The organism is Microbacterium sp. ZW T2_14, from assembly GCF_044987405.1.
GTDB lineage: Bacteria > Actinomycetota > Actinomycetes > Actinomycetales > Microbacteriaceae > Microbacterium.
This window is the reverse complement of sequence record NZ_JBJDRK010000034.1, coordinates 37,882-56,397: the sequence shown is the minus strand read 5'-3', so window position 1 is coordinate 56,397 and position 18,516 is coordinate 37,882. Positions and strand designations below refer to the sequence as shown.

Sequence of the window (18,516 nt, the reverse complement as noted above, 5' to 3'; positions counted from 1 at the left end):
GCCCACGGGCGATCCCCCGCCGGCGCGAGCGCTGCAGTTGCCTGCGAGCGCTGCACCGCTCGACAGCGCGCTCGCCGGAAACTGCCGCGCTCGCGCGCACAGCATGCGGGCCGAGTCAGCCGAGGCCCTGGCGCTCCTCGCCCGCGGTGGGCGCGGCATCCCCCGCCACCGGCTTGGACGACAGGCCCACCGAACCGGCATGCGGGTCGGTCGAGAGCGCCGCTGCGACCGCCACCGACTCGTCGACATCGGGGTACTGCGGCCGCAGCTGAACCGGGGTGCGCGCGCGCCGCTCGCGCTTGGCCCTCGAGGCGGCGGCCCACAGGTTGAGCGCCTCGACGAAGATCGCGAACGCCATCGGGCCGTAGATGAACGCCTTGTCGATGTGGAAGCCGAACCCCTCGGCGATGAGGAACACGCCGATGAGGAGGAGGAACGAGAGCGCCAGCATCTTCACCGTCGGGTGCTTGTTGACGAAGGCGAAGATGAAGCGCGAGGCGAAGAGCATGATGCCGAACGACAGCACCACGACGGTGATGATGATGAGCAGGTTCGTGGTCATGCCGACGGCGGTGATGACCGAGTCCAGCGAGAACACCAGGTCGAGCACCAGGATCTGCGCGATCACCGAGCCGAACGTCACGGCTTTGCGACCGCCGCCGCCATGCTCCTCCTCGGCTCCCTCGAGCTTGTGGTGGATCTCCGTGACGGCCTTGTAGACCAGGAAGAGTCCTCCGGCGATGAGGATGAGGTCCTTCCAGGAGAAGCCCATCTCGCCGATGAAGAAGACATCCTCCTTGAGCGTGATGATCCAGCCCGCGAAGAGCACGAGGACGACGCGCATCAGCATCGCGAGGGTGAGCCCGAGGTTGCGGGCACGCGCCTGCTGCTCCTTCGGCAGCTTGGACGCGAGGATCGAGATGAAGATGACGTTGTCGACGCCGAGGACCACCTCGAGGACGAACAGCGTCAGGAACACGGCGATCAGATCGGGCGTGAAAGCGAAGGAGAAGTCCACCCCGTCATCGTAGGGCCGGGACTTCTCCTGCACCCTGTCAAGAGCCCCGCCTGGGGATGCCCCTCCAACATCCTGGGGATCCACCACCCCATTCCCCCACGGCCATATGCACCTGCGTAGTGTGGGCCCTAGCGATCGGCATCCGCCTGTGGCTCCGCGTCGACCAGGGTGGTCGGCATCCGACCAGAGCAGGTGCGATCATCGCCACCATCACCGCTGTCGCACCTGAGGCTGCCCGTCTGGGCCCCGTCCGACAGACCTACGCCGGCACCGAGACCTTCCCGCCCGTCGCGCGGGCCTACACCGAGGTGTCGCAGGTCGTGCGCGAGACCGGCCTGCTCGCACGGGCGCAGTGGTTCTACGCCCTCGTCGGCGGCGCACTCGTGCTCGCCTTGGGCGGCGCCATCACCGGCTTCATCCTGCTGGGCGACACGTGGTACCAGCTGCTGATCGCCGCCGCGCTCGGCGTGATCTTCACGCAGGTGTCGTTCCTCGCGCATGAGGCGGCGCATCGCCAGATCCTCGCCTCCGGGCCCGCGAACGACCGGCTCGGGCGCATCCTCGCCTCCGGGATCGTGGGCATCAGCCTCTCCTGGTGGAACAACAAGCACAACCGTCACCACGCCAACCCGAACCGCGTCGGCAAGGATCCCGACATCGAGGTCGACACCATCCGCTTCCTCGAGGAGGACGCCGCGAAGGCGAGCCGCCTCGGCGCACTGATCACCCGCAAGCAGGGGTGGCTGTTCTTCCCGCTGCTGACGCTCGAGGGGCTGAACCTGCACTTCCTCGGTCTCAAGCACCTGCTCTCGCGCGGCGAGGTCAAGGGCCGCTGGATCGAGCTGTCGCTGATCGCGCTGCGCTTCGCGCTCTACCTCACGCCGCTCTTCCTCTTCCTTCCGGTCGGCATGGCGTTCGCCTTCCTCGGCGTGCAGCTGGCCGTGTTCGGCGTCTACATGGGCGCGTCGTTCGCACCGAACCACAAGGGCATGCCGATCATCGCTGCCGACGCGAAGCTCGACTTCTTCTCGAAGCAGGTGCGCACCTCGCGCAACATCCGCGGTGGCTGGTGGGCGACGGCGCTCATGGGCGGTCTCAACTACCAGGTCGAGCACCACCTCTTCCCGAGCATGGCCCGGCCGCACCTCGCCAAGACCCGCGAGATCGTCATGGAGCAGTGCCGCACGCGCGGCGTGCCCTACACCGAGACGAGCCTGATCCAGTCGTACGGCATCGTCATCGCGTACCTGAACCGCGTCGGCCTCTCGGCCCGCGACCCGTTCGACTGCCCCATGGTGAACAAGTTCCGCACCGCGTGAGCAGACACGCATGAAACAGGAGGGACGGATGCCGCGGCATCCGTCCCTTCGGTTTCAGTCGCCGGAAGCGACCAGGCGCTCCATCTTGTCGAGGCACTGGTCCAGGCCGCCGCGCGACATGTTGCGCGCCTCGGCCGTCATGTAGCCGTGCTCGACCATGTCGAGCCGGGTGCGCCCGTCTCCGAGGTCGGTCAGCCTCACCTCGTGGCGTCCGTCTACGGTCGTCGCCGTGGGGACTCCGGCCTCAGCCGGCGTGATCGGCGTCCCGTCCTCGTCGCAGAACCGCATGATGTAGCGCAGGGTCGTCGGCGCCTCGAGCTCGGTGATGTCCCAGCGGTTGTGATAGTCGGCACCGCCCCATTCCGCCGGTGCTCGCATCGTCACGATGATCGCGCCACCGACGCGGACATCGGTCTCGGCGCGCGGACACGTGAATCCCGTGGGTCCCCACCACTCGCGCAGGTCGGCGGGTGTGGTCCATGCCGCCCAGACGCGCTCGATCGGCGCATCGAACTCGCGGCTGACTTCCACATCGAACGTCGTAGCCATCGTCGTCTCCCTTTCTCCGGTCACACCCCGACAAGCACGCCCTCGCGAACGCGGGCAGCAGCGTCTCGCCGCCGATCTCGTGGGTCCGCGAGGCCCGCGGACCCACCCGTCAGCCGAGAACCTCGTGAAGGCGGGCGGCGAAGCCCGCCGGATCGCCCGGGTAGCCCGGCTGATCGGTGAAGCCGGCATGGTGGCTGGGGAAGTCCGTCACCGGCACGCCGACGGCGGCCGCGACCGACCGGCCACCGCGCGCTGCCAAGGCGTCGCCCGACTCCACGCCGACCGCGAGGACGAGGCGTTCGCCCCGCGCCCGCAGCGCGTCGATGTCGATGCGGTACGCGATGGTCGCCGGCATGTTGCGCATCAGGGGATTCGTGCGGTCGCCGTCATCCTCGGTCGACAGGCCGAACATGGCCGGATCGGGCGCGGGACCGTCGAGGTACCCGTCGGTGACCGGTCCGTCGAACATCACGAACGCGATGAACTTCGCCATCGCGGCGCCATCGCCCTGTTCGGCGTACGTGCGTTTCATGTCGGCGATCACCGCAAGCACCGCGTCCCGGTCGGGGAGATGCTCGGCGAGCGGCGGCTCGTGGGCGACGGCGACGCGCACGTCTTCCGGGTGGGCGGCGGCGAGCGCGAGCAGGTGCACCGCCCCGCCACTGGTGCCGAAGGCGTCGACGGGGCCGACATCGAGCGCCGCGATGACGCGGTGCAGGTCGGCCGCGTGCTGCTCGGGCGTGATGTCGGCCGTGCCGACGGGGTTGCGCCCGGCACCGCGCGGGTCGTACGTCACGACCGGCCTGTCGGTGATGCGCGCGGCGAGGAGTGCGAGCCCGCTCGCGTCCATCGGTCCGGCGAAGAGGAACAGCGCCGGGCGTTCGACGGTGGCATCGGCCAGATCGCCGTGGATGTCGTAGGTGATCGCGTCTTCTCCCGCGCCCACGATGTGAGTGGTCACGGTGCGCGTGACGGTGTCCTCGGTCATGATCGTCTCCTGTTCTCCGGTCACACCGACGCCAGCACGCCCTCGAGGCGTGCGTAGCTGGTCTCCATGCCGTCGGTCATGCCGGTGGCGAGCACCATGTCACGCGTCTGCATGTCGGGGTACTCGATCAGCAGCGTGATGAGCGTGGCGCCGTCCTCCTCCTCGAGGTTGAGGTCGTTGAGCGTCGACGGGTAGTCGGTGCCTGTCATGTGCTCCGTGGTGACGGCGCGGCGCGGCGCCTCAGACAGAAGGGTCTCGCCGTCGAACCCGAAGCGCTCGCCCTCCGTGCCCTCGATCGGCTCCCACTCGTAGCGGTAGCGACCGCCCACCGACGGATCGACCTCGCACACCGACATCCGCCAGCCGTCAGGGCCGAGCATCCACTTCTCGAGGAGCTCGGGCTCCTGGTGCGCGCGCCAGACCAGATCGATCGGACCCTCGATGAGGCGCGTGATCCGCACGTGGGTGTCGTCGAGGATCTCGGTCTGCGTGCCCTTGCCCGCGGCGTAGGCCCGCAGTCCTTCGAGCACCCGGTCGAGCTGGTTGACGGCCATCGTGGCGCCCTCGACCATGCCCATGCCCACGACCTGCTCCAGCGCCTCGGCGGAGGTGAAGTACGTGACGTTGCGCAGCTGCGTCCCCTGCGGGGTGCCGGTGAAGCTGAACTCCATGCGCGACGCGGGAAGATCCGGGTTCGGCGTGCCCGTCTCGTCGGCGAAGGCGTCGATCACCTCGAAGGAGCGCGGCTCAGCCAGGGAGAGGAACTCCCACGAGCCGTACGCCTTCTCGCCGCGCGGGCTCGTCAGGTGGTAGACGGCGCGCCCGCCGGGCGTGAAGTCGAACGACGTGAAGGTGGCTGGCCAGCCGGGAGGGCCCCAGAAGCGCTCGAGCTGACGTGGGTCGGTGAACGCGTCCCAGACGCGGTCGACGGGGGCGGCGAACTCCGCCGTGAGCGTCATGGTGAGCGCTTCGGGGTCGGTGGTGACATCGGTGACGGGCATCTCATACTCCTTGCGTGTCGGTCTTGTCAGTGCTGTCTGGGTCATCGGTGGGTGAGGCGGGGGCGCCGGCCGGTTCGGCCAGCAGAGCGTCGAGCCGGTCGATGCGGGATCGCCACAGCTCCTCGTAGCGGGCGAGCAGCGCCCGTGCCCGGGCGATCATCGTGGGATCCGCTCGGACGAGACGCTCGCGGCCCTCGGCGCGCTTGATGATGAGGCCGGCGGCCTCGAGCACGGCCACGTGCTTCTGGACCGCCGCGAATGACATGTCGTAGTCGCGCGCCAGCGTCGAGACCGAGAGCTCGCCCTCGATCGTGCGACGCAGGATGTCGCGGCGCGTCGACGCGGCGAGCGCGTGGAACACGCGGTCGATGTCATCATCGGAGACTTCCATTCGTACAACCATTTGGTTGTACGTTACGCCGGGATGCGGCATCCGTCAACAGTTCTTCGGAGCGATGGTGCCGAGACAGGGGATACCGCCCGAGACCCAGGGCGACGCCCCCGGTCTCGCCGGGAATCCCCTGGTTCGAGGCGGTCGTCGCACGAGACGAGCGGATGCCGCGGCCGAACTAGACTGGACCGGTCCGGCATCCCCCGAAATTTCAGGAGCTGAGCCGCGTGACCACCCCCTCTTCGACCGCCGTCGCCGACACCGTCGACAACGCCACCGCCACGCCGGAGAAGGAGCAGCCGTACGCGGCGCTCGGTCTCAAGCCCGATGAGTACGACAGGATCCGCGAGATCCTGGGCCGCCGCCCCACGTCGGGTGAGCTGGCGATGTACTCCGTCATGTGGTCGGAGCACTGCTCCTACAAGTCCTCGAAGATCTACCTCCGCAAGTTCGGCGAGAAGGTCTCGGACGAGATGAAGGAACGGCTCATGGTCGGCATGGGCCAGAACGCCGGCGTCGTCGACATCGGCGAGGGGTGGGCGGTGACCTTCAAGGTCGAGTCCCACAACCACCCGAGCTACATCGAGCCGTTCCAGGGCGCCGCGACCGGCGTGGGCGGCATCGTGCGCGACATCATCTCGATGGGCGCGCGCCCGGTGGCCGTCATGGACCAGCTGCGCTTCGGCGCCATCGAAAACCCCGACACCGCACGTGTCGTGCACGGGGTCGTCTCCGGCATCTCGTTCTACGGCAACTGCCTGGGTCTGCCGAACATCGGCGGCGAGACCGTGTTCGACGCGGTCTACCAGGGCAACCCGCTCGTGAACGCGCTGGCGGTCGGCGTGCTGCGCCACGAGGACCTCAAGCTCGCCAACGCCACCGGCGCCGGCAACAAGGTCGTGCTCTTCGGCGCCCGCACCGGCGGCGACGGCATCGGCGGGGCATCCATCCTCGCCTCCGACACGTTCGCCGACGGCGGTCCCACCAAGCGGCCCGCCGTGCAGGTCGGCGACCCGTTCGCCGAGAAGGTGCTCATCGAGTGCTGCCTCGAGCTGTACCGCGACGAGCTGGTCGAGGCCATCCAGGACCTCGGCGCCGCGGGCATCTCGTGCGCCACGTCGGAGCTCGCCGCGAACGGCGGCTCGGGCATGCGCGTGGACCTCGAGAACGTGCTGCTGCGCGATCCCTCGCTCACGCCCGAGGAGATCCTCATGAGCGAGAGCCAGGAGCGCATGATGGCGATCGTCGCTCCCGAGAAGCTCGACGCCTTCCTCGCCGTGGTCGGCAAGTGGGATGTCGAGACGAGCGTCCTCGGCGAGGTCACCGGCGACGGACGCCTGCAGATCTTCTGGCACGGCGAGGAGATCGTGAACGTCGACCCGTCGACGGTCGCGGTCGACGGCCCGGTCTACGAGCGCCCCGTGGCCTACCCGACGTGGATCGACGCACTGCGCGAGGACTCGGCATCCGCTCTCCCCCGGCCGACAGACGCCGACACGCTCCGGGACCAGTTCACGCGCCTCGTCGCGAGCCCGAACCTCGCCGACACCTCATGGGTGACCAACCAGTACGACTACTACGTCATGGGCAACACGGCGCTGTCGTTCCCCGATGACGCGGGCATGATCCGCGTCGACGAGAACTCGGGCCTCGGCTTCGCGATCGCGACCGACTGCAACGGCCGCTTCTGCCAGCTCGACCCGTACCAGGGCGCGAAGCTCGCGCTGGCCGAGGCGTACCGCAACGTCGCCGTCAGCGGTGCGGTGCCGACGGCGGTCACCGACTGCCTCAACTTCGGCTCCCCCGAGAACCCCGAGGTCATGTGGCAGTTCTCGCAGGCTGTGGACGGCCTGTCGGACGGATGCCTCGAGCTCGGCGTGCCCGTCACCGGCGGCAACGTCTCGTTCTACAACCAGACGGGCGACCAGCCGATCTTCCCGACCCCGGTCGTGGGTGTGCTCGGGATCATCGACGACGTCGGACGCCGCATCCCGTCGGGATGGCAGGATGCGGGCGAGAACATCTACCTCCTCGGCGTCACCTCGACCGAGCTCTCGGGCTCGCAGTGGGCCGGCACGATCCACGGCCACCTGGGCGGTCGCCCGCCGGCGGTCGACCTCGGCCAGGAGAAGAAGCTCGCCGAGCTGCTGCACGCGGCCGGCCAGCAGTCGCTCGTGTCGTCGGCGCACGACCTGTCGTCGGGCGGCCTCGCCCAGACGCTCGCCGAGGCCGTCATGCGCTTCGGCGTCGGTGCGCGGGTGTGGCTCAACGAGATCCAGGAGCGGGACGGAGTGGATGCCGCGACCGCCCTCTTCTCGGAGTCGACGGGCCGCGTGATCGTGTCGGTGCCGCGTGAGGACGACGTGAAGTTCCGCGGGCTGTGCGAGGGACGCGGCTACCCGGTGCTGCGCATCGGCGTGACCGACAGCGCTGCGGACGGCGACGAGCCGGCGCTCGAGGTGCAGGGGCTGTTCACGCTGCCCCTCGCCGAGCTGCGCCGACTGTCGACGTCGACCCTTCCGGACGCCTTCGGCCCGATCGTCACCGAGCACACCGCCTGAGCCCGCCGCGATCTCGGCGATCGGCTCATACGCACGGAGTCGGCTCAGCAGACGAGCCGAGATCGCGCGGATGCGCCGACGTGGTGCGCCCGGCGTCACCCTAGGATGGGACCCATGGCGCCGGAAGACGACGAGTACAGCGGTTACAACGACACCCGGCAGCGCCGCGTCAAGATCATCGCGTGGGTGACGATCGTCGCCCTCATCCTCGTCGGCGGCGGCGCCACCGTCTTCGCGCTCCTCTTCGGCTGACTCCCGCACAGCGCTCGGGCACTGGCCTGGAGCGAGCGGATGCCGTACGTTCGGGCCATGAGCCGAAAACCGTCGCTGTGGACCCGGGTGCGCAACTTCTTCTCGCCCCCGCGCGAGTCGTACGACACCCGTCAGGCACGGCCCGGCGACCCGGGCGACGGCCCCGGCAATGCCATCTACGAAGCCACCGACCGCCGGCGTCACGGCGGGACGATGGACATCGGATCTCACTGACCTGATCCGCCGCGGATCAGCCGTCGGCAGATCTGCGGCGAACTCCCGGGCTCGGGGCGGCACCGCGCGGCTACCATGGCAGGGTGGAGCCGATCCTCCTTGTCATCGCGGGCTGGTGGTGGATCGCTCCGGCCGCCGCCGGCGCCGGAGCGGCGACCTACGCCGGGCTGACGACGCGCAGCCGCCGGGCCAGAAGGCTCGAGCTGGATGCCGCGCGCCAGGAGGAATCGCTGGCCTACCGCGAGCTCGTGGCGGCGAAAGCGCGGGTGCGGACGGCGAACGCCGACCTGCTGACGGCGAAATCCCGTTCCGGTGCCCCGGCCTTCCAGGCGGGAGACGCGCGGCGCGAACTGCTCGCCGCCAAGCAGGCGGAGAAGACCGCGTCGCTGGCCCTGCGGGCGAGCCGATCCCGCGTGAAGGCGGGCTATGCCCAGTACCGCGCCGCGACCGCGAACGACCCGCTGCCGATCGACCGCCTCTACGCCGCGCACGACGCGATCAACCTCCGCTGGCTCGCCTACGAGACGGATGTCGACAGGGCGCTGGCGTATCCGCAGATGACCGATGTGCGCCATCCCGCCACCGTCGCGTTCCTGCGCGCGCAGCGCGAGGCGCTCGCCAAGCGGCCGACGCTCCGGGAGCGGGCGACACCGCAGCAGTTCCTCGAGTACCGTGCAGCGGTGCACCATCTCGAGTCCACCTTCGACGAGGCGGAGCGGCGGGCCGGAGTCGCCGGAGCAGCTCGCCCCGCCTCACCGGCGGCGAGCGCCGCCGCCGGTCTGACCGCCGCGGCGGCGCTGATCGCCGAGCTCGCCGACCGGCTGCCGACGCTGATCGCCAAGATCCCACCGCCACGCACGAGCGAGCCGCCCGCTGGCAGGGTGCCCTGAGGCCGACACAGCGGTCGGCGAGGCCGTTAGCATGACAGGGTGGAACCGATCTTCGAGTTCCTGGGCAACTACTGGTGGCTGGCGTTCCCCGCGTTCGGCATTCTTGCGGCCACCGGAAATGCATGGGAGCAGAGCGCGAGACGCCGGCACAGGCGGCGCCTCGAGGTGATGCACGCCAAGGCGGAGCTCAAGGCCGCCCAGGCCGCGGCGCGCGGCAACGTCGTGCCCGCGGCATCCCTCCCTCCTGTCGATGCCGGCTCCATCACCCAGAGCGTGACCGACGCGGTCACCGCCGGCCGAGGCGCCGCGCGACCGGCACGCGAGACCCAGACCACCCAGCTCGAGCGCCTGTTCGCCACGCACGACGCGGTCACGGCCCGCTGGTTGGAGTATGAGCTCGATGTGGCCAAGATCATCGCGTTCCCGGCGATGAGCGACGGCCGCCAGCCGCTCACCGCCGGATTCCTGCGCGCCAAGCGCATCGCCGACGGGCTGCGGCCCGCATCGGCCAAGGCCCATCTGTCCCGGGAGCAGCTCACCGAGTACCGCAATGCGGTCGCCGACTTCGAGGTGGCCTTCGACGTCGCCGAACGGGATGCGCGCCGACTGCGGGACTCGAGCTTCACCGAGGTCGAGCGCAAGCGGCTCGACACCGCGAAGAAGCTTCTGACCGTCGCCATCGACGAGGCCGCCACGCCGGCGGAGCGCCAGCTCGCCTACCGGCGCGTCCGCGAAGAGCTCGACGGCCTCATCTCGATCTCCGACGAGGCGATCGAGGTGCTCGAGAACAAGGTGATGCTCGAACTCGGCCCGACCGCCTCCGCCGGGGAGGCCTCGCCTCCGGCCGCCGCGACGGCAGCCCCGGCAGCCGCCCCGGCGGCTCCGGTTTCCCCGGCTGCCGCACCGCCCGCAGCATCGCCCCAGCCCGTCGCCGAACCGCTGCCGGCGCCGAAGCGCCCGAGCACGACCCCACCGGCGGCCGCGCCGTGGCCGATCCCGTCGCGCGGCACCGGCGATGCGCCCGGGCGGGTGACGCACCCCAAGCCCCATCACTGACTCGCTGAGCACCGCTGGTACTAGGGGCGAAGTCAGGCGTTGACCTCGGGCTGCGCCTCGATCCAGGCGTCGATGCGGGCGAACCAGTCGAACAGCCACGCAGCGCGGTCATCCAGGTCTTCGGGCACGTCCGCGCGGGGTACGCGCCAGGCGCGCATGGTGATGCCCTTGTCCATCGGGAGCTCGCGCCAGATGTCGCGCAGGGTCACGAGACGGTCGAGCCCGGTGTGCGCGATGAACACCACGTCCGCGTCCGGCGCCGCGTCCAGCGCGGCGTGCATGCCGCCCGGCTGCGGCGCCATGACGTGCTGCAGCGCCTCGGCCCGTTCGGCCATCGCCTCGCGTCCGGCGTCGCGCAGCCGCTGGATCCGCGAGAGACGTCGAGCCGCGCTGACGTTGCCGCCTTCGGGGAAGATGACGAACGCGTCGTCGGGGCCGAGCCCCGTGGCGAGGTCCGCGAGCGCCTCCTCCACGCGCAGTCCCCCGCCGCTCTGCGCACGGCCGAAGCCCGACGGAACGATGAAGCGCGACGGCACGCGGTGCAGCAGGATGTCGATCGACGGATCCCACTGCAGCGTGTACTTCAGCACGATGCGCGGCTGGCGGGCGGCCTCGTTCAGCAGCGTGTGGATCAGGATGAACGAGTCGCCCGGCCCGCCGTGGCGACTGGCGACGACCAGCGGCGTGCCCGGGGCGAACAGCCGGTCGAACGCCGCCCGGTCGGCCGCGGACTCGCCGACGTCGGAACCCGTCGTGGTGATGGTGAGCCGCAGTACGCCGCCGAAGATCCAGAACAGCAGCCGCAGCGCCCAGCCGCCGAGACGGTAGTGGGCGGCCACGAAGCCCGGGCGCCGGAGAGCGTAGCCGAAGCCGGACGCGATCCACAGCGCGAACATCGCCACGACGAGCATCGCGTCCCAGAGCAGATAGACGGTCACGAGCCAGAGCACCCGGGGCAGCCGGAACCGCCCGGGCACCAGCGACGTGAGGGCCAGCGCGAGGATGAGCCACACCGGCGTGAGCGCCAGCATGACGACGGCGGCGACGATCACGAGAGGGGCGAGCACGATGCGGCGGACCCACGTGGGTGGCACGCCCATCACTCCTCAACCTCCTCGGCGGCGTCCGCACCGCGCATTCCGTCAGCTTGGTCGGCGTCGCTGCGGCCCGCGTCCCCGGCCGGGAGCCGCTCGCCGAAGCCCCGCTCGGCGAGGAACGACCGGCTGGCGTCATAGGCGGCGTCGATGCGCCGGTGGACGGTGTCCATGCGGCGGTACGACATCAGCGTGTCGTCATCGTCGTCGAGCCCACCGCCGGTGGGCAGCACGTGGAGCGCCACCCCCGCCGGAAGCGTCGCCACGTCGCGCGCGTACCGGTGCCGGCGGGCGATCTCGAAGGCGACGCGCGCGGTGTCCACGGCCGACTGGGGCGCCACGAGCGGCGTCTCGATGCGGCCGACCTGCAGGACGAACAACGTGTCGGCTCCGGCTTCCAGCGCCTGAGCGATCGGGATGGAGTTCACGATGCCGCCGTCGATGAAGTGCTCGTCGCCGATGCGCGTCGGGGGCAGGAGTCCTGGCACGGACGCCGACGCGAGGATGGCGTCGATCAGCGGACCCGACTCGAACACGTGCTCGGCGGCGCGCTCGATGCTCGCGGCCACCACCCGCAGGCGCACCGGGAGGTCTTCGAACCGGGTGTCGGCGCCGAGCGACCGCTCGAGCAGGTGACGCAGCGGGGCCGGAGAGTTCAGATGCGTCTTCGTCCTGACGAGCCGGGTGAACTGCGCGAAGAGCGAGTCGCCGTAGACCGCGTTCGCCTCGGGCGAGGTCCACGCGTCGAGCAGGAGATCGATCACGGCGGGCGTCGGGTCGCTCGCCACGAGAGCGCCGTTGATGGCGCCGATCGAGGTGCCCACGACGAGATCGGGACGGATGCCGGACTCCAGGAGCGCCCGCAGCATGCCGATCTCGACGGCGCCGCGGACGCCCCCGCCGCCGAGCACGAACGCCACCGCCATGCCCACACCCTATTTCGCCTGCGGCGTCGCGCGAGGCATCGCGGTCAGCGGGTGAGGCCGTCGACCCAGTCCCGGTTGTCGGCGATCCACTCCGCCACGACGGGGCCGTAGTCGTCGCCGTCGTATGCGCCGAACATCGCGTCCTCGAGGGAGTACAGCAGCTCGTTGTCCATCCGGAAGCCCTCGAGCCAGCGCGAGACATCGGGATGCTCATCGGCGAACGCCGTCGAGGAGACCGTGTGAATGCCCTCGGCATCGCCGAGCAGGCCGTCGGGGTCTTCGAGGTCTTTGATCGGGAACGCGTTGTACGCCCAGTGCGGGCGCCAGAGGGTGACGGCGACGTCGCGTCCGGCATCGGTCGCCGCCTGCAGCTCGGTGAGCATGGCGGGGGTGGACGCCGTCACGAAGTCCATCCCCTCGAGTCCGTAGCCGGGGATGACGGCGTCCTGCGTGACCGTGACCAGGCCGGACCCGGCCTCGATGCCGACCAGCCGGTTGCCGAACAGGTCGGCGTTGGCCGCGAGCTCGGTCAGCGAGTCGATCGGGGCGTCCTCGTTCACCGCGATGGTGAGCTTCGCCTCGTCGTTCCAGGCACCGAGGTCGACGAGGTCGTCGCCGTAGGTGTCCATGTAGTCGGCGTGCGTGAGCGGCAGCCACGTGTCGAGCGTCAGGTCGTAGTCGCCCTGCGCGATGCCCGTATAGGCGGCCGCGGGGTCGGCGTAGGCGAGGTCGACGGTGTACCCCTCTTCCTCGAGCACGGCCTTCCACAGCTCGGACGCGGCGATGCCCTCGTCCCAGCCGTTGAAGACGGCGATGGTCAGATGCCCCTTGTCGGGATCACCCGCGCCGGTCTGCGCGAGGGCGCCGGTGGCGAGCAGTCCGGCGGTTCCCGCCAGCGCGATGCCGGCGGCGATGGTGCGTCGCGTGATCATGTCAGTCCTCTCGGGTCGGGTCAGACGTGGGCCGGCTCGGGATGCGCGGACGGCGCGTCGTCGGGCACGGCTCGCGCGCCCGCCTTCGGCGCCGCGATCGCGCGGCCTTCGGCGTCGGCGGACCCCCGGGCCGCGGCATCCGTCTGCCCGTCCGGTGCCCCGCTCCCGACCGCGTCGGCTCGGCGGACCGTGCGCGGACGCGCCGTGGAGAAGCCGGACGTGACACGGTCGAGGATCATCGCGAGGATCACGACCGACAGGCCCGCCTCGACACCCAGGCCGATGTCGATGCGGCTGAGGCTCTGGACGACCTGGCCGCCCAGGCCGCCCGCGCCGACCATGCCGGCGATGACGACCATCGACAGGCTCAGCATGATCACCTGGTTGACGCCCGCCATGATGCTCGGCAGGGCCAGCGGCAGCTGGATCTGGCGCAGGATGCGCCCGGGCGACGCACCGAACGCGTGCCCGGCCTCGACGATCTCGGGGTCGACGCCGCGGATGCCGAGCTCCGTCAGGCGCACGCCGGGAGCCAGGGCGAACACGATGGTCGCGACCATGCCGGGCACGGGGCCCACACCGAAGATCAGCATCGCCGGGATGAGGTAGACGAACGCGGGCATCGTCTGCAGGAAGTCGAGGACGGGGCGCAGCGTCGCCGAGACGCGGTCGTTCCGTGCAGCCCAGATGCCGAGGGGCACGGCGATGGCGATCGCCACGGCCGCGGCGAGGATCACCAGGGCGAGCGAGTCCATCGCATTCGCCCATTGCCCGACCGCGACGATCACGAGGAGCCCGACAGCGCTGCCGACGGCGAGCATCAGACCCTTCGACCAGTACGCGAAGGCCGCGATCACGAGGATCACCACCCAGAACGGCGGGGTCGACAGGGACGCGTCGAGCCACCCGTAGAGGCCGTTGAAGACGAGGGCGACGACGTCGAAGAACCCGCCGAGCACATCGATCGTCCAGCGGACGGCGGTCTCGACCACGTCGCCGAGCGGAAGGCGGAAAGCGTCGTTCATCGGGCGGCTCCCTCGGTCGTGGTGCGGGCATCGGTCGTGGCGCGGGCACCGGTCGTGGCGCGGGCATCGGTCGTGGGTCGCCCACCGGGCGGGGCGGCCACCGCCGGTGCGGCCGTGCGGGAGGCCGACGCCGCAGCCAGGGGCTGCTCGACCGCCGCAAGCGTCTGCGTGATCTCGCTCGCCGGCACCGTGGCCGGCAGGTCGATGACGGGGTTCTCGCGGGTGACCGGCGGCACGTTGCCGAGGGCGGCGAGCAGGGTCACCCGGGGGATCGCGCCCACGAGGCGGCCCGCGTCATCGACGACGGCGACCGGCACCGGACGCTCCACCGCCCGCTCGACGACATCGGTCAGCGGGTCGTCGACGTGCACCGCCGCGTGCGTCGTGTGCACGATCGCACGGAGGTCCGTGCGGCCGTCCTTGACGGCACGGATCACCGCACGGTCGGTCACCGTGCCGAGGAACCTGCGGTTCTCGATGACCGACACCGATCCGACCTGCAGGTCGCGCATGACCCGCAGGGCTCCGCGCACGCCGGCGCTCACCGGAGTGGTGGCGGCCGGCGGAGCCATGACCGAGCCGGCGGTGAGCACGCGTGCCCGGTCCACGTCCTGCACGAACTGCGCGACATAGTCGTTCGCCGGATCGGTGAGGATCTCCTCGGGCGTCCCGTTCTGCACGATGCGGCCGTCGCGCATGACCGCGATGCGGTCGCCGAGGAACATCGCCTCGTTGAGATCGTGCGTGATGAACACGATGGTGCGGCCGAGCTCGCGCTGCAGCTCGATGAGCTGCTCCTGCATCTCGCGCCGGATGAGGGGGTCGAGCGCCGAGAAGGCCTCGTCCATGAGCAGGATGTCGGTGCCCGAGGTGAGCGCCCGCGCCAGGCCCACGCGCTGACGCATGCCCCCCGAGAGCTCGTCGGGCATCGCGTCGGCGCGGTCGCCGAGCCCCACCTTGCCGAGGATCTCGCGGGCGCGCTCGCGCCGCTCGTCGCGCCCGACGCCCTGGATCTCGAGCGCGTAGGCCGCATTGTCGAGCACCGTGAGGTGGGGCAGCAGCGCGAAGTGCTGGAACACCATCGAGACGGAACGCTGGCGGATGCCGCGCAGCGCCTTCGCCGATCCCTTCGTGACGCTCTGTCCCTGCACGAGCACCTCACCCGCCGTGGGCGGGAGCAGCCCGTTGAGCATGCGCAGCACGGTGGACTTGCCCGAGCCGGACAGCCCCATGATGACGAAGATCTCGCCCGGCTGGACGGTGAAGCTCGCATCGATGACGGCGGCCGAGCCGGCGTCCGCGACGTCGGCGCGGGTCGCGCCGGCACGGAGGCGGCGAACGGCCTCCTTGGGGTTTCGTCCGAAGACCTTGAAGAGGCCCTGCGCCTCGATGGCAGGAGGAAGCGTCACTGTGTGCACCTCGGCAGCTTCCGTGCAGAAGCTGCAGCGGTTGCGCCCGGGTGGCGGCCGCACACGCAGCGGATGTCGGATCCGCGCTCCGGCCGCCGACCATACGCTCACCGGTCTGGCGTCCCGTGAGGACGTCACCCGTGACCGCGGACTGGTCGGGAACAGCCCCATAAGGGGCCTGATCAACCGTTTCACGGTCGCCCTCGAGCGGGCAAATTGGACACCCATCGGTGCTTTGGGTAGGTCGCGCACGCGTGATAACACGGACCGAGGCGACGCGGGCCGCCCGTCTCTCGACGGTGGGATGCCGCGCACCGCTTGACAGCGGCGGGACTTCAGTGGTTAGTTACTCAAGTAACTAACCGACCTACTCAGGAGCGAAGTGATCGAAGAAGGCCGGGCCCTGTTCCTGCAGATCGCGGAGAGCGTCGAGGACTCGATCGTCGACGGATCCCTCGCCGAGGAGGCCCGGGCGCCGTCGACGAACGAGCTCGCGGGCTTCTACCGGATCAATCCGGCCACCGCCGCGAAGGGAATCGCCATGCTGACCGACAAGGGCGTGCTGCACAAGCGCCGCGGAATCGGGATGTTCGTGGCGCCCGGTGCGCGCGACCTGCTCCTCGCCGAGCGGCGGAGCGCCTTCGCCGACCGTTTCGTCGATCCGCTGCTGGCCGAGGCCCGCAAGCTCGGGCTCGGGCCCGACGACCTCGCACTGCTCATCCGCGACCGCGTTTTGGGGCGCGGCGCGACCATCACAGAAGGGAACCCACGATGACGACCGGGACGCACGTCATCGAGGTGAAGAATCTCACCAAGCGCTACCGCGACACCGTCGCGGTGGACGATGTGAGCTTCACCATCGAGAAGAACACGATCTACGGCCTGCTCGGCCGCAACGGTGCCGGCAAGACGACCGTCATGTCGATCCTCACCGCGCAGAACTTCGCCACCAGCGGCGAAGTGCGCATCTTCGGTGAGCAGCCGTACGAGAACGCCCGTGTGCTCAGCCGGATGTGCTTCGTCCGGGAGAGCCAGAAGTATCCCGACGACGCGCTGGCGAAGCACGCCTTCGCCACCGCACGGCTGTTCTTCCCGAACTGGGACGAGGACCTCGCCCAGCGGCTGATCGAGGACTTCCAGCTGCCGTCGAAGACGCGGATCAAGAAGATGTCGCGCGGGCAGCTCTCGGCCGTCGGCGTGATCATCGGCCTGGCCGCCCGCGCGGAGATCACGTTCTTCGACGAGCCGTATCTGGGCCTCGACGCCGTCGCCCGGCAGATCTTCTACGACCGGCTGCTGGAGGACTACACCGAGCACCCGCGCACGGTGATCCTCTCGAGCCACCTGATCGACGAGGTGTCGAACCTCATCGAGCGCGTGCTCGTGATCGACCGCGGCCGCATCATCATGGACGAGGCGACCGACTCCGTCCGCGACCGCGCGGCGAACATCGTCGGTGATGCCTCCGCCGTCGACGCTTTCGTCGCCGGTCGCCAGGTCATCCACCGCGAGCGCCTCGGCAACGTGGCATCCGTCACCGTGCTCGGCGCGCTTTCACTCGCCGACCGCGAACGCCTCGGGGCGGCCGGCCTGGACGTCGCACCCGTGTCGCTCCAGCAGCTCATCGTGCGCACGACCACGGCGCACGCGAACGAACGCGGCGACGCGGCATCCGCCCTCGACGAAGGAGCCCTGCGATGAACCGCACCGTCAACGTCGTGCGCATGCAGCTGATCAACAAGCAGACGTTCGTCTGGGTGCCGCTGATCGTGCTCGGCGCCTCGTTCGCCGTGTCGATCGCGATCTACGCGATCCTCTCCAGCTCGGGCCTTCCCGGACCGTTCTACGGCGGCGGCTCGCAGGCGCCGCTGTGGGTGCTGCTGTTCGTGGGGATCTCGTCGCTGACGCTGACGTTCCCGTTCTCACAGGCGATGAGCGTGACCCGCAGGGAGTTCTTCCTCGGCACGATGCTCGCCGCGGCGATGTGCGCGGTGCTGCTGGCCGCGGTCTTCGCGATCGGCGGCATGATCGAGGAGGCGACCAACGGCTGGGGCCTCAACGGCTACTTCTTCGCCCTGGACTGGGTGGTCGCGGACGGCCCGCTTGTGGCGGCGTTCTTCTACTTCGTCCTGGCGCTGCTGATCTTCATGCTCGGATTCTGGTCGGCGACCGTCTACAAGCGGTCCGGGGCCATGGTGGTGGCGCTCATCTGGTCGGGTGTCGGCCTGCTGCTGGTCGTCGCCGTCTGGGCGATCACCCGCTTCGAGATGTGGACCGACGTGATCTCGGCGATCGTCGAGCAAGGACCGGGCGGGTTCGCCGTGTGGGGACTGCTGGCGGCCGTGCTGCTCAGCGGGATCTCGTATCTGACGCTGCGCCGCACGGTTCCTTGATCGACGCGGACTTCGAATGACGGATGCCCCGGCCCGGCGTACGACGCCGGGCCGGGGCATCCGTCATTCAGGTCTCAACGGCTGTCAGCGGCCTCGGTGTGGTGGCGGATGACCTCGGCCACGACGAAGTTGAACCACTTCTCGGCGAAGGCGGGATCGAGGTCGGCCTCTTCGGCGAGGCGCCGCAGGCGAGCGACCTGCTGCTCCTCCCGGGCGGGATCGGAGGCCGGCATGCCGTGGTCGGCCTTCAGATGACCGACCTGTTTCGTCGCCTTGAAACGCTCGGCCAGCAGATACATCAGCGCGGCGTCGATGTTGTCGATGCTGCTCCGCAGCCGCGTGAGCGTCGTCGTGGGATCCTCGGTCATGGCGGTCCTCCTCGCCCCTCGACGATACCCGAGCGGCGCGGCGGACCCGGACGGCGGCGGGTGTCGTGCGATACGCATGAAATCGCGACTCCTGCATGTCTGGGCGGCCG

Annotated in this window: 20 protein-coding genes; 9 read left to right on the top strand and 11 right to left on the bottom strand. The window is 70.0% G+C overall.

Annotation, left to right across the window (positions count from 1 at the left end; translation table 11 throughout):
* Positions 1-115: 115 nt before the first annotated feature.
* Entirely contained in the window at positions 116-1,018 is a 903-nt protein-coding gene (locus ACI3KY_RS12650; RefSeq protein WP_404930523.1) for a TerC family protein, read from the bottom strand.
* A gap of 119 nt (positions 1,019-1,137) precedes the next feature.
* Between ACI3KY_RS12650 and ACI3KY_RS12645 the strand changes: the two genes are divergently transcribed.
* On the top strand, positions 1,138-2,337 hold the full coding sequence (locus ACI3KY_RS12645) for a fatty acid desaturase family protein (protein ID WP_404930522.1): 1,200 nt from the start codon (positions 1,138-1,140) through the stop codon (positions 2,335-2,337).
* Positions 2,338-2,391: 54 nt separating this feature from the next.
* Here the strand turns inward: ACI3KY_RS12645 and ACI3KY_RS12640 are convergent, their stop codons facing one another.
* The 4 genes from ACI3KY_RS12640 to ACI3KY_RS12625 all read right to left on the bottom strand — a co-directional run bounded on the left by ACI3KY_RS12640 (position 2,392) and on the right by ACI3KY_RS12625 (position 5,266).
* Positions 2,392-2,886, bottom strand: a complete 495-nt coding sequence (locus tag ACI3KY_RS12640; protein WP_404930521.1) for an SRPBCC domain-containing protein — start codon at positions 2,884-2,886, stop codon at positions 2,392-2,394.
* A gap of 109 nt (positions 2,887-2,995) precedes the next feature.
* Positions 2,996-3,874: an alpha/beta fold hydrolase gene (locus tag ACI3KY_RS12635; RefSeq protein ID WP_404930520.1), complete on the bottom strand. Its 879-nt coding sequence runs from the start codon at positions 3,872-3,874 to the stop codon at positions 2,996-2,998.
* A gap of 20 nt (positions 3,875-3,894) precedes the next feature.
* Positions 3,895-4,875, bottom strand: coding sequence for an SRPBCC domain-containing protein (locus tag ACI3KY_RS12630; RefSeq protein WP_404930519.1), 981 nt, complete (start codon positions 4,873-4,875; stop codon positions 3,895-3,897).
* Position 4,876: 1 nt separating this feature from the next.
* Entirely contained in the window at positions 4,877-5,266 is a 390-nt protein-coding gene (locus ACI3KY_RS12625; RefSeq protein ID WP_404930518.1) for an ArsR/SmtB family transcription factor, read from the bottom strand.
* A 227-nt stretch (positions 5,267-5,493) separates the two neighbouring features.
* On the opposite strand from ACI3KY_RS12625, the gene purL reads away from it, so the two are divergent.
* The 5 genes from purL (at position 5,494) to ACI3KY_RS12600 (ending at position 10,259) form a co-directional block, all read left to right on the top strand.
* The gene (gene purL / locus ACI3KY_RS12620) at positions 5,494-7,827 is read left to right on the top strand and encodes a phosphoribosylformylglycinamidine synthase subunit PurL (protein WP_404930517.1); all 2,334 of its coding nucleotides are present in this window, start codon (positions 5,494-5,496) and stop codon (positions 7,825-7,827) included.
* Positions 7,828-7,941: 114 nt separating this feature from the next.
* Positions 7,942-8,079, top strand: a complete 138-nt coding sequence (locus tag ACI3KY_RS12615; RefSeq protein ID WP_194412119.1) for a hypothetical protein — start codon at positions 7,942-7,944, stop codon at positions 8,077-8,079.
* Positions 8,080-8,136: 57 nt separating this feature from the next.
* Positions 8,137-8,313, top strand: coding sequence for a hypothetical protein (locus ACI3KY_RS12610; RefSeq protein WP_404930516.1), 177 nt, complete (start codon positions 8,137-8,139; stop codon positions 8,311-8,313).
* A gap of 83 nt (positions 8,314-8,396) precedes the next feature.
* Complete coding sequence (locus tag ACI3KY_RS12605; RefSeq protein WP_404930515.1) at positions 8,397-9,203, top strand: hypothetical protein; 807 nt, start codon at positions 8,397-8,399, stop codon at positions 9,201-9,203.
* A gap of 39 nt (positions 9,204-9,242) precedes the next feature.
* On the top strand, positions 9,243-10,259 hold the full coding sequence (locus ACI3KY_RS12600; protein WP_404930514.1) for a hypothetical protein: 1,017 nt from the start codon (positions 9,243-9,245) through the stop codon (positions 10,257-10,259).
* Positions 10,260-10,291: 32 nt separating this feature from the next.
* Here ACI3KY_RS12600 and ACI3KY_RS12595 read toward each other — a convergent pair whose 3' ends face one another.
* Genes ACI3KY_RS12595 through ACI3KY_RS12575 form a run of 5 tightly spaced genes read right to left on the bottom strand, consistent with a single transcriptional unit; the run spans position 10,292 to position 15,645 of the window.
* A complete protein-coding gene (locus ACI3KY_RS12595; protein WP_404930513.1) occupies positions 10,292-11,359 on the bottom strand; it encodes a 1-acyl-sn-glycerol-3-phosphate acyltransferase in 1,068 nt (355 codons plus the stop codon).
* Positions 11,359-12,279 (bottom strand): patatin-like phospholipase family protein, encoded by a 921-nt coding sequence (locus ACI3KY_RS12590; RefSeq protein ID WP_404930512.1) that lies wholly within the window; start codon positions 12,277-12,279, stop codon positions 11,359-11,361. Before ACI3KY_RS12590 ends, ACI3KY_RS12595 begins: the two co-directional genes overlap by 1 nt.
* Positions 12,280-12,323: 44 nt before the next feature.
* The gene (locus ACI3KY_RS12585) at positions 12,324-13,211 is read right to left on the bottom strand and encodes a glycine betaine ABC transporter substrate-binding protein (RefSeq protein WP_404930511.1); all 888 of its coding nucleotides are present in this window, start codon (positions 13,209-13,211) and stop codon (positions 12,324-12,326) included.
* Positions 13,212-13,231: 20 nt separating this feature from the next.
* Positions 13,232-14,236 (bottom strand): ABC transporter permease, encoded by a 1,005-nt coding sequence (locus ACI3KY_RS12580; protein WP_404930510.1) that lies wholly within the window; start codon positions 14,234-14,236, stop codon positions 13,232-13,234.
* Entirely contained in the window at positions 14,233-15,645 is a 1,413-nt protein-coding gene (locus ACI3KY_RS12575; protein WP_404930509.1) for a glycine betaine/L-proline ABC transporter ATP-binding protein, read from the bottom strand. The genes ACI3KY_RS12580 and ACI3KY_RS12575 overlap by 4 nt, the downstream gene beginning before the upstream one ends.
* A 382-nt stretch (positions 15,646-16,027) precedes the next feature.
* On the opposite strand from ACI3KY_RS12575, the gene ACI3KY_RS12570 reads away from it, so the two are divergent.
* Genes ACI3KY_RS12570 through ACI3KY_RS12560 form a run of 3 tightly spaced genes read left to right on the top strand, consistent with a single transcriptional unit; the run spans position 16,028 to position 18,038 of the window.
* The gene (locus tag ACI3KY_RS12570) at positions 16,028-16,420 is read left to right on the top strand and encodes a GntR family transcriptional regulator (RefSeq protein WP_404930508.1); all 393 of its coding nucleotides are present in this window, start codon (positions 16,028-16,030) and stop codon (positions 16,418-16,420) included.
* Positions 16,417-17,346 carry an ABC transporter ATP-binding protein gene (locus tag ACI3KY_RS12565; RefSeq protein WP_404930507.1) on the top strand — a complete coding sequence of 310 codons (930 nt, stop codon included), beginning with the start codon at positions 16,417-16,419 and terminating at the stop codon, positions 17,344-17,346. Before ACI3KY_RS12570 ends, ACI3KY_RS12565 begins: the two co-directional genes overlap by 4 nt.
* A complete protein-coding gene (locus tag ACI3KY_RS12560; RefSeq protein WP_404930506.1) occupies positions 17,343-18,038 on the top strand; it encodes a hypothetical protein in 696 nt (231 codons plus the stop codon). Before ACI3KY_RS12565 ends, ACI3KY_RS12560 begins: the two co-directional genes overlap by 4 nt.
* Positions 18,039-18,112: 74 nt before the next feature.
* Here the strand turns inward: ACI3KY_RS12560 and ACI3KY_RS12555 are convergent, their stop codons facing one another.
* Positions 18,113-18,406: a chorismate mutase gene (locus ACI3KY_RS12555; RefSeq protein WP_404930505.1), complete on the bottom strand. Its 294-nt coding sequence runs from the start codon at positions 18,404-18,406 to the stop codon at positions 18,113-18,115.
* Between the last annotated feature and the right edge of the window lie 110 nt (positions 18,407-18,516).